The organism is Paramaledivibacter caminithermalis DSM 15212 (assembly GCF_900142245.1).
In the GTDB taxonomy this organism is placed as follows: Bacteria; Bacillota; Clostridia; order Peptostreptococcales; family Caminicellaceae; genus Paramaledivibacter; species Paramaledivibacter caminithermalis.
Genome location: NZ_FRAG01000002.1, coordinates 92,270 through 107,656, shown reverse-complemented (window position 1 = coordinate 107,656; position 15,387 = coordinate 92,270). Strand labels below are relative to the sequence as shown.

Here is a 15,387-nt window from a genome sequence, read left to right as displayed (position 1 = left end):
ACACTAATTAATTTCTTGCTGTAAAAGTAATTACCATTAATTACGGTACTTTTTTAAATTTTTAATATTTTGTTCCTCATATATATGTCTAAGTATTTTAGCAAATTTTTGCATATCATCATACACTAGTACAGTGGGTAAAACTACTGTATTATTATCTAATTCCCTATCTAATTTCTGTGTTGTTATAATCAAATCTACCTCATCATGATTAATTTCATCAATCATGGAAATAGGTATCACTTTCTGAATCATAAGCTGATTAAAATTATTTTTGAGAATTTCGATCATCAGTTTAATCTCACTATAGCTAGTATGGTAAACAACATAAGTAGTAAGAGGTCTCTTGCTACGTTCTATAGCAGCAGCAATATGCAAAGCAATATAACCCACCTCATCTAATGGAATCTCGAAATTATAATATTCTTCAAATATTGATTTACTTTTTAATGCTATTTCAAAGGGTTCTGGATAATTATTTCTAATATCTTCAACTATTATATTATCAAATTCTAATCCATATTTAATTTTATTAGTAACAGACTTTAAGTGATGGATTAATCCATTATAAAAAGTTTCTTCATCAGATATATGATAGCTTTCCTTTGTCAACTCAATTATTTCTTTAGTAATAATCTTATTAACCACTAACATCTTTTCATTTACATTCCAATCAGCATCTTCAAAGTGGGTTTTTGATACAATGGTATTGCCGAACAAATATCCTATCTCCTCTACAGGAATTGTAATATCAAATTCATCTTCAATTTCCTTTGCTACTTCAACCATTTTTTCATATTTACTCAACTCCTGGAGTCCTCTTAAAGTATCTTCCTTCATTTTGACAAATTTACCATCCAACATTCTCGAAATTGCTAAAGCTGCTTTAATCGTAAGCCTAGTTAAATCTTTAGTTGTAAATTTAATATTAAATTTATCTTCGATACCTAAAATAATTTTATTAACTTTCTCATAATCCAGTCCTAAAATATCATCTTTTTGGCAATAAGAAAAAAAATTTATTGAAGCATAGTTTGTATTGTCAGAATCATTCACTTTTTCCATAATTTCAAGCATTTCATCATAGTCTTGACTTAAAAGAAATAGATCAAACATTGCTTTTCTTATTCTTTTTTCTCCTGCTTCAATAAAAATCCCTCTCTTTTTATCACATATTAGGTTAATATCCCTCTCCTTTAGCCAATCTTTAACTTTTTCTAAATCTTTATACACTGAAGGTCTACTTATAAAAAGTTCTTCTTGTAAACTGCTAGTTGTTATTTTTTTATTATTCGCCAGTAATTGATTAAGAATATATAGTTGTCTATCTTTTGACGTATAGTGTGAACTTACTTGTTTATACGATTTGATATTAGAAAGCATTTTTAATTTCCATTTTTCGTCACCTTCAATGTAAATGCCAACACCTGTTTTCTTTATGAGTTTTAAATTGTTTTCAGACAATAATTTTTCCACAAGCTTTAAATCATTTCTAATAGTTTTATTGGAAACACTTAGTCTTTCTGCAATATCGGCTATTGTCATAATATTATTGCTATTAAGTAACATCTTGATAATCTGTAGAATACGAACCTTCATAATATCACCCCGTATGAGCATAAGTTCACTGGAATATCTTTTCCCATTAAATTCATACATAGAACACACAAAAAATTTTTCAATTTGGATTTTGTGTGCTTCCGTTTTCTTAATGTTTATAGCAAAAATTTAATTCGTTTCATGTAAAATCATTTTCGCTATTTATATATCTATATCTTTAATATATCTAATCAATAAGTTGAGAATTTAAGTTAATAACTTAATTGCATTAGCATAAATAAGAAGTGCTTTCATAAAATTATCTACATTGATACATTCATTTGCATTATGTGAATTAGGTCTATCTGAAGAAAAAGTAGGTCCAAAAGCAACCCCTTGCCTTAGCACTCTCGCATAACTAGCTGCTCCCTTTGAAAATAATTTGGGCTTTTCTCCAGTAATATTTTGATAAGCCAGCTTTAATCCTCTAACCAACTGACTATCAGGTGAAACATAGAGTAAAGGCATCTCTTTTATAATCATTAACTCTAATTCATTTTCAAGACCAATCTCTATAAGTCTTTCCTTAATCTTGCCATAGCTTGTTCCTTTAGGGTATCTAAAATCAAAGGAAATAACATAACCATTACTATTTAATGTAATATAGGAAAGATTATTTGTGGTATGTCCAGTTTCTTCATCTTTATAATAAAGCCCTAGCTTTTCTCCATATATGGAATCTAAAAAATACCTATCTAAAAAATCAATTAATTCTTTTGCTCTACTATCCAAGCCCTCTATTCCTTTAAAATCCTTAATATATTTAAAGATTGCATTTTTGCCCTTATGAGGATTCCTCCCCATAGCTGATATACCTTTATAAATGAGTACAAGATTATTTTCATTAACTTTACTTTCAACTTCAGGCGAAATTAATTTCATTAATTCTTCAGGCTTTTGAGTCTCAATACATACCTCAACCCGAGAACACACTCTAGTAATATCTTCATTTGATGTTATTGAAATAATATTATAAATCCCATCATTAGTTGCTCTTTTTTTTCTATGGTATTTATAATATCCAATTCCTTTTTCACAATTTATAATTGGAAAATCTCCATCGGGTGAAAATCCATATATAGGCATTTTATTGTATTTGAAATAATGTCTCATACACTCCCAAGTAGTTTCTTCAGCTCCACCAATAATAAGTCTAATCTTTTTATTTGGTTTATAATTCAATTCCTTTAGAATTTTTAATAAATATAAACATCCAATCATAGGTCCTTTATTATCATTTACACCTCGTCCATACCAAAAACCTTCTTTTTCTATTAATTGAAAAGGATTACTGTCCCATTTATATCTGTCTTGAATACCTACGATATCTAAATGTCCTAGAATAGCCAATGTTTCTTGACCTTCTCCATAGTCAATATGCATTGCATAGCCATTAAAATCTTCTACAGACAATTCTTCCCTTCTGGCAAATTCAATCATTTTATCAAAGCATTTTCTAATCCCTATCCCAAAAGGAGCATTTTCTCTCTTTGTCATTAAATCTCTTTCTGAATTAATTGCAACTAACTGAGATAAATCTTCCTTCATATCTGCTCTATAATTACGCAGTTTTTCAAATATCATATCCATTGTCATAAACTTCACTCCATAGTAAAGAAAGGTACTTGAAATATTTTAGATAAATATTATAAATATTCCAATAAAACAATTAATTCATACACATCAAAATCCTTAAAATTTTGGATATTATGACATATATAGGAATTTAAGTAAAGACTTTAATTTATACATATCCAAAACGCCCAGAAACGTTGCGTATTTGTACATGTATAAATTAAGTTTTACTATGTAAATCCTATATAAATTAAATTTTACTATTGAAAATCTATATACAAGAGACCTTCTAAAAAGAATGTCTCTTGTATATACTTCTAATTAGTATTTAAAGAATCAGCATTTAATACATCCTTTACGGCCGTAGCAATTGATATTACCCTTGGTCCGTATATAATTTGAAATCCTTTATTGTTTCTAACAACACCATGAGCCTCTAATTCTTCAACCCAAATTGAATTCTCTGATACCAACGATGCATCCTTAACAGTAACCCTCAATCGAGTAGCGCAATTGCTTACACTATCAATATTATTAGCTCCGCCAAGATTTTCAACAATTCTGTAGGCTAAATCATTACCATGTTCTTTTTTATTTTTTTGCTTTTCTTTATAATCACTCTTAGTATATAATTTTACTTTTTCATTTCCGCTCCTACCTGGAGTAGGAATATCAAATTTAAGAATTGCCCATTTAAACAGGAAGAAATACGCTGCAAAGTAAACTGGAACTAATATGAATAATGACATTGCATGAACTTTATGTGGTTGAAATAAATTTGGTATCATAAAAAATAGTGCATGACCATTAATCGAAACCTTTGTTACTTCAGTTAATATATATGCTAATCCTGCTAATGGTACATGAATCAAGTAATATAGTAATGGGTTTACAAATAAAAATGTATATTCTATAGGTTCAGAAATACCAACAAACATTACAGTTAACGCAGCTGGTACAACTATAGAAGCTACCTTTTTCTTGTTTTCTGGTCTAGCAGCTGCATATATTGCTGCTGCTGCTCCAGGAAGCCCACCAAATTGGAATAAAATCCTACCTGTTGTAAAGTTGCGTACTATATAACCAGTTGCTTCTGGTGAACCAGCTTGCCCAACAATAATATTTCTAACACCTTCATAAACAATGCCACCAATTTCCATTGTGCCACCAACACGTGTATACTCAATTGGAAAAGCAATCAAGTGATGAATTCCAAATGGTAATAAGGCTTTATCCATTGCTCCGAATAAAAAGGTTCCAAACAATCCAGAGGTAGTTATTAACTTTGTAAGCCCTTGTAATCCAGCAGCAATTATCGGCCAAACATAATAAGTTACAATTCCTAGTGGAATTGAAAATAAAGTAATCAATATAATTACATATCTTGGTCCACTAAAAAATGAAAATACTGTTGGTAATTCTTTATTACACCATTTATTATGAATAGCAGCAGTAGCAATTCCAGTAATAATTCCACTAAAAATACCCATATCAAATGTGAAAATACCAGCAATATTTTTCCATAACGCATTATAGTTTTGTGCTTTTTCCATTGTCCATCCTAAATTATTAACTAAGTGATCAACTGTAGTTGTATCTACATTCCATCCATGAGCTCCAGCATAAGTACTAATAACAGTGTTAAAACACATGAACATTACAAATCCTGCAAAAGCAGCCCATCCCTTTTCTTTCTTAGCTAACCCAAAAGCAACACCTATTGCAAACCAAAATGGCAAATATCTCATTATCATAAAGCCTATGTCAGCAAATATTGAAAATATAGTATGTAAAAATGTACCTTCTGTCAAAATATACCCTGTAAATGAACAAGCAATACTTACATAAAAACCAACTAATACAAGTAAAATAATAGGAACCATCATTGACCCTGCAAATGATTGTAGCTTTTCTCTCATGCTCTCACCTCATTTTTTCACTTAAGTGTTTCAATTGAAATTTCAATTGTTCATTTTTAATTAATTATCGATAACTAACCTTACACTATTATTATATCTTTGAAAACGTTATTCTTAAATACTAGACTTATAAAACTAATTGCCACATTATAGCGGCAAAAACTGACCAAATATTAAAAATATTTAACTATTAGCTTAATTAATGGTAAACTATATATGGAATAGAAAGGTATGTTATGCCTTTAAAGTTAGGAGTGATTATTATAATGTACTATGATTATCATGTTCACAGTAGGTTTTCATCGGATTGCGATGTAGATATGAAGGATATAATTGAAAGGGCCATAGAATTTGGAATTAAAGAAATATGCTTTACAGATCATACAGACTATGATTATTGCGACCCTTCAATAAACTTTGAATTTGATATAGATGAATATACACGTTATATTGATCTAATGAGAAATAATTACGAAAATAAAATCAAGATACTTAAGGGGATAGAAATGGGTATTCAACCCCATATAATTGGAAAATGTGATAGGGTTATAGCTAAAGGAGATTTTGATTTTGTAATTTCTTCTATACATACTTGTAATAGAAAGGATTTGTATAATGGAGATTTTTATAGAGGAAAAACTGCTAGAGAGGCTTATCTAAAGTATTTTGAAGAGCTTTTATACTGTATAAAAAACTTCAAAAATTTTAATGTTATAGGCCACTTAAATATACTTGCAAGGTACAATAAAGCCGTCGCTAAAGAGAAGCTTTCCAGCTACTTTGATATTTTAGAAGTAATTTTTAAAGCTCTTATAGAAAGAAACAAGGGAATAGAAATAAATACCTCTAGTTTAAGATATTCCGACACTTTGCTGCTTTCAGCTGATGTACTCAAATTTTATTATGAACTAGGCGGAAAAGTTATAACCTTAGGATCAGATACCCACGTTCCACATACTTTAGCTTATAAATTTGATTATGTTTATGAAATTCTTAAGGAAATAGGTTTCAAATATATAGCTACATTTGAAAAAATGGAACCTAGGTTTGTTAGGATATAAATATATTTTGACATTACTTAACACCTTTTATAACCATTTTTTTAAATGAAATATTAAAACTCTCTAAGGTACTTTATAAACAAAAAATTTAATTAACTAACACAAGAAGTTAATTCAAAACCCTTAGTAAATAAACACTCATATTTACTAAGGGCAATTTTTTAATTTTATCATGTTATAAAGCTATATCTATGATTTAGTTTTTTCTTTTTTAGCTGCTATATTTGCAAAATATACAAATCCTCCAACATTTATCCCTAACATTATTATCATCCAAAATATTGTTTTCATTAAGCTTCCCCCTTAACACTGTTTGTAGTTACCTCTTGATTTAAGGTATCGGAAGGCTGAATCCATTTAGCCAGCCAATCGTTTGCTAAGTAGAATATTAAGCCTGTTATTACCCACTGAACTATAACAGTACCTACGCTGTCAACTTTAAGTGGATTCCACCAGCTTCCTGGATTCCAAGTAATTGATTGATAGAACCACCATCCAACTACTATAGTAAGTAATACTGGGAAAAGTTTTATACAGAAATTAAACCATTTTCCAACGTAAATATCACTTGATTTATTAATAATTTCTGTACGGAAACGGTCAACACCGTATTTATAAACTGATAATGCAAATAGAAGACCACAGATAATTAAACCTACTCCCCATACCCAGTCTTGGTTATTTAGGATATTTATACTGTATGCAGATGGAATTCCTAGAACAAATACACCTATCATAACTGCTATGGTTGCTTTTTCTCTTGAAAAACCTGCATTTACAAAATTTCTAACAATAACTTCTGTCTGTGGAATTATTGATGTAAGTGCAGCAAGTGACAATGCAAAGAAGAATATGATAGCTATAAGTCTACCACCAGGAATTTGTGAAAATAGCTTTGCAAGATATACAAATGTAAGTCCATAGTTACCTGCTGATAATGCCTCCATAGCTGCACCTTCTGTTGCTGAAAGAGCAAAAACCGCTGGTAATACTGCCAAAGCAGCTACTAAGGCACCCATAGCGTCACCAAATGTAATCATAAAACTATTAACAGCTATATCTTCATTTTCCTTGAAGTAGTTAGCATAAGTAAGCATCATTGCCCATCCCGCTCCAGCAGACCATGCTGATTGTGTAAGGGCATTTAACCATACCTTTGAAGTCCCTAAAGCTGACCATTTAGGAACGAATAGATATTGTAAACCTGTCATTGAGCCAGGCTGACATAAAGACCATATAGAAGCTATCAATAATGAAATAAATAATGTAGGAATTGCAACTTTACCTATAGCTTCCAAACCACCTTTAACACCCCTATAAATTACAAACCCAGTTAGTAATACTGCAATAGCTTGGAATAATATAGTTTGACTTGGAGCGTTTGTAAAATTATTCCATAAAGCCTCTGAATCAAATCCTGGTTTAATAGTTCCTTGTACAGCAAAAACAAAGTATCTCATTGCATAACCAAATACTACTGCGTAGTAGAAAGTTATAGCTGCACAGACAAATGTAACCCATCCACCAAGCCAAGTCTTTTTCTTGCCATAAAAATCCCTAAAAGAACCTATTGCACCTAAACGAGTAGTTTTACCAATACCCATTTCCATCATAAGAAGTGGAACAACCCAAATCATGTTACAAATTGTATAAGCAATTATAAATGCACCACCATGGTTACTTCCTACAATACGAGGAAATCTCCAAATATTACCTGTTCCAACTGCCATTCCCATAGCAGCCAAAATAAAACCTAGACGACTACCCCATTGCTCCTTTTGTTGATTCATGATACTCCTCCTTTTAAGTTTGTGTTAACGTTTTCTTGACGGTCTTTTTTTAAATCTAATTAAATATTGCCCCCCTTTTTTTGCATATATTTTTAGAAATAAATCAATATTTTAAATATTCCATTATTGATTAAAGCAAATGCTATGCCATTTATATTAATAATTAAGAGTATATTTCAAATCGTTCATTATAAAGGTTTTCAGAGTTCATAAATCCATAGCTCTTTTATAAAAACCCATGAGCATGTATAACTTGGTCTTATTTATAAGCACTAACTAGTAAATATTTTAGACATTGTCTTATATTTTTTACAATTTATTTTTTTGTGTTATGTAGTTTTGCCCTATAAAAATTTGAGTCATCATCATAAATTGACAATGACTCAAATTTTTATAATTAAGAGAGGAAAGATATTTATAGGTATTGCTTATATTACTTTAAAAACGACTATCTCATTAAAATCTTTGATGTTCAGTTCTTTCAATTATTTCATCCTGTAGATTCTTGTTTAAATTATTAAAGTAATCACTGTATCCAGCAACACGTACGATAAGATTATTATATTTTTCAGGATTCTTTTGAGCATCCCTTAAGGTATCTGCATTTACTACATTAAACTGAATATGATGTCCGTCAAGCTTGAAATATGCTCTTATTAAGTCTTTCATTTTCTCAAGGCCTTCCCTGCCTTCTAAAATCTTTGGAGTAAATTTTTGATTAAGCAAAGTTCCACCAGTTTTTAAATGGTCCATTTTTGATGCTGATTTTATTACTGCTGTAGGTCCATTTTTATCTGCTCCTTGTACAGGAGAAATTCCCTCAGAAAGTGGCACGCCTGCCTTTCTACCGTCTGGTGTAGCACCACAAACTGCTCCAAAATAAACATGGCATGTAGTTGGAAGCATTTCTATTCTATATTTTCCACCATTTACTGTTGATCTGTCATTTATTTCATCGTGAGCTATATTGAAAACCTTAATCATAATATTATCAGCATAATCATCGTCATTTCCATATTTAGGGGTTTTGTTTAAGAGTAATAATCGTTCTTTTTCATATCCTTCAAAGTTGGCATTTAGGATTTCCATTAATTTTTCAAAGCTTAGATTCTTCTTATCAAAAACATGGTACTGAATTGCTGATAAACAGTCTGTAATGCTTCCAATTCCAACAGCCTGAATATATCTAGAATTGTATCTTGCTCCACCAGCATTGTAGTCCTTGGCTTTCTTAATACAATCATCAATAATTATTGACATAAAGGTTGCAGGCATGTATTTAGCATATATTCTTTCTATAACGTTGTTACCTCTTACTTTTATCTCAATAAAGTGATGTAGCTGTTTTTTAAAGGCACCTAATAATTCGTCTAATGAATTAAACTTAGTAGGATCTCCAGTTTCAATACCTATCTTCTTACCTGTCCTAGGATCAATACCATTGTGAAGAGTAATTTCTAATACTTTCACTAGGTTAAAATAACCAGTCAATATATACGCTTCTTTACCAAAGCATCCAACTTCAACACAACCACTTGTACCACCACATCTAGCATCTTCTAGACTTTTTCCTTGACGAAGAAGTTCTTCTACCACAGCATCTGTATTGAATACAGAAGGGAAACCCATTCCTTCTCTAATAACCTCAGCTGCCTTTATAATAAATTCATCAGGATTCTTTCTACTTATCTGAACGTTGGTACTTGGCTGTAATATTCTCATATCTTCAATAATTTCTAATAATAAGTACGATACATCATTTACTCCATCAGAACCATCAGGTTTTATGCCACCAATATTGATATTACAGAAATCTGTATATGTTCCACTTTCTTCTAGAGTTATTCCCACCTTTGGCGGAGCAGGTTGGTTGTTGAATTTAACCCAGAAGCACTCTAAAAGTTCTTTTGCCTTATCTCTAGTTAATGTCCCATCTTCAAGCCCCTTCTTATAGAATGGATAAAGATGTTGATCGAGTTTGCCTGGACAGAATGAATCCCAAGTATTTAGTTCAGTTATTACGCTTAAATGTACAAACCAATACATTTGAAGAGCTTCTCTAAAGTTTCTCGGTGCATGGGCTGGAACATATCTACAAACCTTGGCTATTTCTTCTAATTCTTTTTTTCTAACGGGGTTCGTTTCGTTTTTAGCCATTTCTTCAGCCTTTTCAGCATGACGCTCTGCAAATCTTATTATTGCATCACAGGAAATTGCCATAGCTTTTAATTGTTCTTGTTTGTCATATGCTTCTGGATCATTTATAAAATCAAGCTTTTCAATTTCTTTTTCTATTTCTTTTTTAAAATCTAAGAATCCCTTTTTATATATCTTGCCATCTTCGACAGTATGACCTGGAGCTCTTTGCTCCATAAACTCAGTAAATATACCTGCTTCATAACAGTCTTTCCATTCCTGAGTCATTTGGTCAAAGATTAAATCTCTAATTGATTTGCCCTTCCAATAAGGTATTATTACCTTTTCTTGAATTTTTTCAGATTCTTCATCAACTTTAAAGGATATTTTTTCTCTTTCATCCATAATCTTTAAATCTTCTAAAGTATGACAACATAATTCTGGATAGGTTGGTGTTGCCTGAGGTGCTGGTCCTCTTTCTCCTACTATTAACTCTCCATCATTAATACAAATAGTTTTATTTTCACACAAATACTTAAAAGTTAAAGCTCTTAAAACAGGAATAGAAACTTTACCAGCATATTTCTTGTAAGCCTGAGTAACCAAGACAGCCCTTTCCATAGAAATTCTAGGCTTAGTAGTTAAACTTTGCTGCCTAAGTTTTTGTACTCTTTCATTCATTCCTCTTTTCATTCATTATCACCCTCCAATCTTAACATTAAATCCATAACCTTTAAATATATCAGCTATTTTTTTCATTAGCTCATCTTTAGGAACCTGAATATCAGATATCCTATATCCCATATTCAATCTCTTATATTTATCCACAGCAATATTATGATATGGTAGTATAAATACATCCCTTAGATTTAACGATGAAATATATTCACAAGTCCTTTGAATATTTAGATCATCATCATTTATACTAGGTATAATTGGAACACGCACCCAAATTTTTTTTCCATCTAAAGCTAGTTTTTTTAGATTTTCAAGTATTAATTGGTTAGAAACTCCCGTATAGATTTTATGTTTTTCATCATCCATGTGTTTAATATCATATAAAAATAAATCTACTTTGTCTTTAATTCTTTCAATATTACCCCAAGATGTATAACCTGAAGTATCTACCGCTGTATGCAGTCCTTTTTGCTTTGATGCACAAAGAAGACTATCAAGAAAATCTATTTGAACCAATGGCTCTCCGCCTGAAAAAGTTACTCCTCCTCCAGATTGTTCATAGAAAACTCTATCTTTTTCAACCTCTTTTATAACATCATCTAGGCTTGATTTCTTGCCAACAAGCTCTAACGCCCCACTTGGACAGATTTCAGCACATTTTTCACAAAATTTACACTTGGATTTATCATTATAAAATCCATTTTTATTAAAGCTTATAGCTCTTTCAGGGCAAACCTTTTCACAATCCATACACCCAATACACTTGTTATGCCAAAAAATAAACTGTTGCTTCACTTTTTGACTTTCAGGATTATGACACCACCAGCACTCTAGAGGACATCCCTTAAGAAATACTGTTGTTCTTATTCCTGGTCCATCATGAATTGAGTACTTTTGAATATTGAAAATGATTCCTTGGGTCATTGGCATCACTCCTATCAATTTATGAACTGGACTTAATTATTTATTAATAAATACATGCAAATCACATGCCAATTTATTATTTTCTTGTTTAATTATTGCTCTGTTCTACATATGATACATATTTATATAATACTTCTACACAACAATGCCTATGAAATTCCTTTTAAACTCTGGAAAACTGCTAAATTCTATTTATAGACCCCCAGAGTATTATTTAGCTTTTTTTCAATATTAAAAAGGAATTCATAGGCATTATTTTTTTAAATTATTTTTCTAATATGTATCTTAATATTATTATTACTATATCATCTCTTTTTTGAGACGATATATATACTGCTTTGTCAGACAATGTCCCGTTTTCAAGACGTTAATAAACAAAGGCACTAAAGTTCCCCCGTTTATTGCAAGTTTTCATATCCCCCTTTAGGTTCTGATAATAATCCTACTTTATAACAATTATTTCTTTTGGAGCCTTATTTAAGATTTCTACACCTTTTTCACTTATAACAACAATATCTTCTATTCTCATGCCAAATTTTCCTGGTATATATATTCCAGGTTCTATGCTAAATGCCATTCCCTTTTGAAGCTTTCTTTCATTGCCTCCCTTTATATAAGGAGCTTCATGTACACTATAGCCTATTCCGTGACCAACTCTATTTAAGAAATGCTCACCATGTCCTTCTTCCTTTATAATATTTCTTGCAACCTTATCAACACTTTCAGCTGCAACTCCCTCTTTTACATATTTTTCCGCTGCCTCATTTGCCCTATAAACTATATCATATATTTTCTTTTCCTCCTTTGAAATATCTCCAACGAAAACTGTTCTTGACATATCTGAACAAAGTCCTTTGTATTTACATCCAAAATCAAGAATTATTATATCTTTCTCTTCAATAACTCTTGAATCCTTATTATAGTGAGGCTTTGAACTATTAGGCCCTGAAGCCACAATAGGTTCAAAGGATAACCCATCTGCTCCCATTTCCATAAATAATTCTCCAATTTTATCCTTTATATCACGTTCAAGTATACCTGGCTTTATAAATTCTACAAGCTGCTCAAAAACATCATCAGCCATCTTAGCTGCTACTCTAAGCTTTTCTATTTCTTCTCCACTCTTAATAATTCTAAGTTCTTCTAGGATTTGCTTTCCGTTTTTTAAATCAACCTCTAGTTTGGTTTTTATATCCAACATATTAACTGCCCTTGCTGTACCGTTTACACCAATAGTCTTGTAAAGCAAATTATATTCTTCAAAGCTCTTAGCAAGAACTCCTAAAAATCCTTCTCCGTCTCCCCAATCAAAAACTTTTCCATTGTTCCCTAAAGTATCTAAAATTTCTTCTCTATTTAACTTTGGAACTATATAAAATAATTGCCCATCCTTTGTTATGAAAAGCCCCTGAAATCTTTCGTCCATATGAGGTGAAAATCCCATTAAAAATTCTAAGTCTTCAGAAGGTGCTATAAACATTGCATCTAGCTTTTCATCCTTAATAATACCTATTAGCTTATCAATATACTTTTTATTTAACATACTTACTTATCCCTCCATTTTTTAAAATTTGGTGGTTCAAGGTACTTTATTTATGTCAATCTCTTAAGCTATACTTCATAATTTTCTAATATCACCTCTTCTTAAATTTATTATATACCGCAATGTCTATTATGCAAAATTTAATGCCTCTAAGTTGATTATAGCATGCTATGATTATTTATTAAAAACTTTGATATTTTTATATATTACTAATACAATTTTCTTTATTTTTAGTATTAATGAAAATTTAGATAACCCTTAGCCAGAAAACTAACTAAGGGCAAAACAAGAAACTTTACATTATGTAAAAATTATTTTCTTCCTTTTGTATATACTCCTACATAATTTCTCTTAACAAATGAAAATTCATGGTAATTATTAACGTAATCTTTGATTGCAGTGTTAACTGTACCCATTAGATATGGTCCACAAACACAATCTTCATAAATTAAAATTTCTTCTGCTCTCTTATACATTTCTGCTCTCTTATTAGGATCTAATTCTTTACCAGCTTCAATAACCAATTTATCAAATTCTTCATTAACCCATCCTATTTGTGGATAATTACCTTGTTTTCCTGATTTCCATAAGTCCATAAATGTACTTGGATCATTATAATCTCCAATCCAACCCGTCTCAAAAATTTGGAATTCACCACCATCAAATTTGTCATAAGCTACATTACTAGCTACAATCTCAAGCTTAATATCTACCCCAAGATTTTTCTTAAAAGACTGCTGGAAAAATTCAGCCATTTTTCTAGGAATATCTCCATTTCCATTAGTCATGTAGCTTATTTCCATTTTAGCTGGATCAGGATCTTCTCCTAATTCTTTAAGGCCTTCTATTAACAATGCCTTTGGATCAGGATTTTCATCAACAAGTTTCTTGAGGTACTTAGGATTGCCAATCTTATTTTGATAATTTTCATCACCAAGCATAATATTATCTGGAACAAAGCTAGTAGGTGGAATTCTTCCTCCTCCAAAAACAAGGTCATTTAGTTCGTCTCTATCATAAGCTATTGTAAAAGCTTTTCTAATCTTATCATTTTTAAAATATCTATCTTTATGATTAAACATAATATATTCTGTCCAAGCTAATGGCTTCATAATGAATTGATAACCATCCATTGATTGGAACTTTTCCTTCCACTCCCGCTTAAATAAAGCTGCTGCATCTATTTCTCCCCTCAATAATGCCTGCATTCTTGCGCTATCATCAGGTAAATTAACAAATTCCATTTTGTCTATGTATACATGCTCTTTATCCCAATAATTTGGGTTTTTTTCATATACTAACTTGTTGTCATGTACCCATTCTTTCAATATAAATGGTCCGTTAGCTACTATATGTTCTGCTTCTTGACCGTATGAATCACCATATTTTTCGGCAATATCCTGCCTTAGTGGTGAAAAAACTATGAAGTATGTAAGCTGCATAAAATAGGGAACTGGTTTAGCCAATTCTACTTTTAATGTTTTGTCATCTACTGCATAGATACCAACTTCATCTGCACTACATTTACCACCATTGAATTCAGTAGCATTCTTAATTATTCCACAGAAAAACCATCCATATTTGGAAGCTGTTTTAGGATCTAAAAGTCTCTTGATTGCATATTCAAAATCTTGAGCTCTTACAGGTTTACCATCACTCCAAACTGCATCTCTTAAATAGAAAGTGTATTCTGTACCCTCTTCATTATGCTCCCATCTTTCAGCCATACCAGGAACTATCTTTTCAACACCATCTTCAGTCATCTCTACTCTAGTTAAACCTTCAAAAAGTGGAGTTTGAGCTCTCCATGCTGAGGAAATACTTGATCTAGTCGTATCTAATGATTCTGGTTCAAATTCAACTAATCTTAAATATTGCTCTTCATCCATTAAAATTCCATTTACTTTCTTCATGCCCTTTGGAATTGTATTGTCTTTACTTTCTTTATTTTCTGTTGCATTGTTAGTTTGTTCAGGCTGATTAGTAGTAGCTGGTTCATTACTTTTACAACCTGCCAATAAAGATGTTAGCATCAATGTAACTACTAATATTAGTGTTAATATTCTTCTTTTTTGCATTTTTTATCCCCCTTATTTTTTATTTTAAATTATTATCTACTCAAATTAGTCTTGAATACGATAATAATTATAAACCTTTATAAA

General features: G+C 31.0%; 9 protein-coding genes. 1 reads left to right on the top strand and 8 read right to left on the bottom strand.

Annotation, left to right across the window (positions count from 1 at the left end; genetic code table 11):
* Nucleotides 1-36 precede the first annotated feature (36 nt).
* The 3 genes from BUB36_RS01475 to BUB36_RS01465 all read right to left on the bottom strand — a co-directional run bounded on the left by BUB36_RS01475 (nt 37) and on the right by BUB36_RS01465 (nt 5,093).
* Nucleotides 37-1,599 carry a BglG family transcription antiterminator gene (locus tag BUB36_RS01475; RefSeq protein ID WP_073146618.1) on the bottom strand — a complete coding sequence of 521 codons (1,563 nt, stop codon included), beginning with the start codon at nt 1,597-1,599 and terminating at the stop codon, nt 37-39.
* A gap of 207 nt (nt 1,600-1,806) precedes the next feature.
* Nucleotides 1,807-3,195: a Sapep family Mn(2+)-dependent dipeptidase gene (locus BUB36_RS01470; protein ID WP_073146617.1), complete on the bottom strand. Its 1,389-nt coding sequence runs from the start codon at nt 3,193-3,195 to the stop codon at nt 1,807-1,809.
* A gap of 296 nt (nt 3,196-3,491) precedes the next feature.
* Nucleotides 3,492-5,093 carry a PTS transporter subunit EIIC gene (locus tag BUB36_RS01465; RefSeq protein WP_073146616.1) on the bottom strand — a complete coding sequence of 534 codons (1,602 nt, stop codon included), beginning with the start codon at nt 5,091-5,093 and terminating at the stop codon, nt 3,492-3,494.
* 236 nt (nt 5,094-5,329) lie between these two features.
* On the opposite strand from BUB36_RS01465, the gene BUB36_RS01460 reads away from it, so the two are divergent.
* Nucleotides 5,330-6,154, top strand: coding sequence for a histidinol-phosphatase HisJ family protein (locus BUB36_RS01460; RefSeq protein ID WP_084111581.1), 825 nt, complete (start codon nt 5,330-5,332; stop codon nt 6,152-6,154).
* Nucleotides 6,155-6,444: 290 nt separating this feature from the next.
* Here the strand turns inward: BUB36_RS01460 and BUB36_RS01455 are convergent, their stop codons facing one another.
* The 5 genes from BUB36_RS01455 to BUB36_RS01435 form a co-directional block, all read right to left on the bottom strand.
* Complete coding sequence (locus tag BUB36_RS01455) at nt 6,445-7,944, bottom strand: sodium-dependent transporter (RefSeq protein ID WP_073146614.1); 1,500 nt, start codon at nt 7,942-7,944, stop codon at nt 6,445-6,447.
* Nucleotides 7,945-8,400: 456 nt separating this feature from the next.
* Nucleotides 8,401-10,773 carry a trans-4-hydroxy-L-proline dehydratase gene (gene hypD, locus BUB36_RS01450; RefSeq protein WP_330390364.1) on the bottom strand — a complete coding sequence of 791 codons (2,373 nt, stop codon included), beginning with the start codon at nt 10,771-10,773 and terminating at the stop codon, nt 8,401-8,403.
* A gap of 6 nt (nt 10,774-10,779) precedes the next feature.
* Nucleotides 10,780-11,682 carry a trans-4-hydroxy-L-proline dehydratase activase gene (locus tag BUB36_RS01445; RefSeq protein ID WP_073146613.1) on the bottom strand — a complete coding sequence of 301 codons (903 nt, stop codon included), beginning with the start codon at nt 11,680-11,682 and terminating at the stop codon, nt 10,780-10,782.
* Between the two features lie 442 nt (nt 11,683-12,124).
* Nucleotides 12,125-13,225, bottom strand: a complete 1,101-nt coding sequence (locus BUB36_RS01440) for a M24 family metallopeptidase (RefSeq protein WP_073146612.1) — start codon at nt 13,223-13,225, stop codon at nt 12,125-12,127.
* 311 nt (nt 13,226-13,536) lie between these two features.
* Nucleotides 13,537-15,303 (bottom strand): peptide ABC transporter substrate-binding protein, encoded by a 1,767-nt coding sequence (locus tag BUB36_RS01435; protein WP_073146611.1) that lies wholly within the window; start codon nt 15,301-15,303, stop codon nt 13,537-13,539.
* Nucleotides 15,304-15,387 lie beyond the last annotated feature (84 nt).

Excerpts from the sequence above, each read along its gene's own strand:
- BUB36_RS01475 (WP_073146618.1), bottom strand. The coding sequence starts at position 1,599 with ATGAAGGTTCGTATTCTACAGATTATCAAGATGTTACTTAATAGCAAT.
- BUB36_RS01470 (WP_073146617.1), bottom strand. The coding sequence starts at position 3,195 with ATGACAATGGATATGATATTTGAAAAACTGCGTAATTATAGAGCAGAT.
- BUB36_RS01465 (WP_073146616.1), bottom strand. The coding sequence starts at position 5,093 with ATGAGAGAAAAGCTACAATCATTTGCAGGGTCAATGATGGTTCCTATT.
- BUB36_RS01460 (WP_084111581.1), top strand. The coding sequence starts at position 5,330 with ATGCCTTTAAAGTTAGGAGTGATTATTATAATGTACTATGATTATCAT.
- BUB36_RS01455 (WP_073146614.1), bottom strand. The coding sequence starts at position 7,944 with ATGAATCAACAAAAGGAGCAATGGGGTAGTCGTCTAGGTTTTATTTTG.
- hypD (WP_330390364.1), bottom strand. The coding sequence starts at position 10,773 with ATGAAAAGAGGAATGAATGAAAGAGTACAAAAACTTAGGCAGCAAAGT.
- BUB36_RS01445 (WP_073146613.1), bottom strand. The coding sequence starts at position 11,682 with ATGACCCAAGGAATCATTTTCAATATTCAAAAGTACTCAATTCATGAT.
- BUB36_RS01440 (WP_073146612.1), bottom strand. The coding sequence starts at position 13,225 with ATGTTAAATAAAAAGTATATTGATAAGCTAATAGGTATTATTAAGGAT.
- BUB36_RS01435 (WP_073146611.1), bottom strand. The coding sequence starts at position 15,303 with ATGCAAAAAAGAAGAATATTAACACTAATATTAGTAGTTACATTGATG.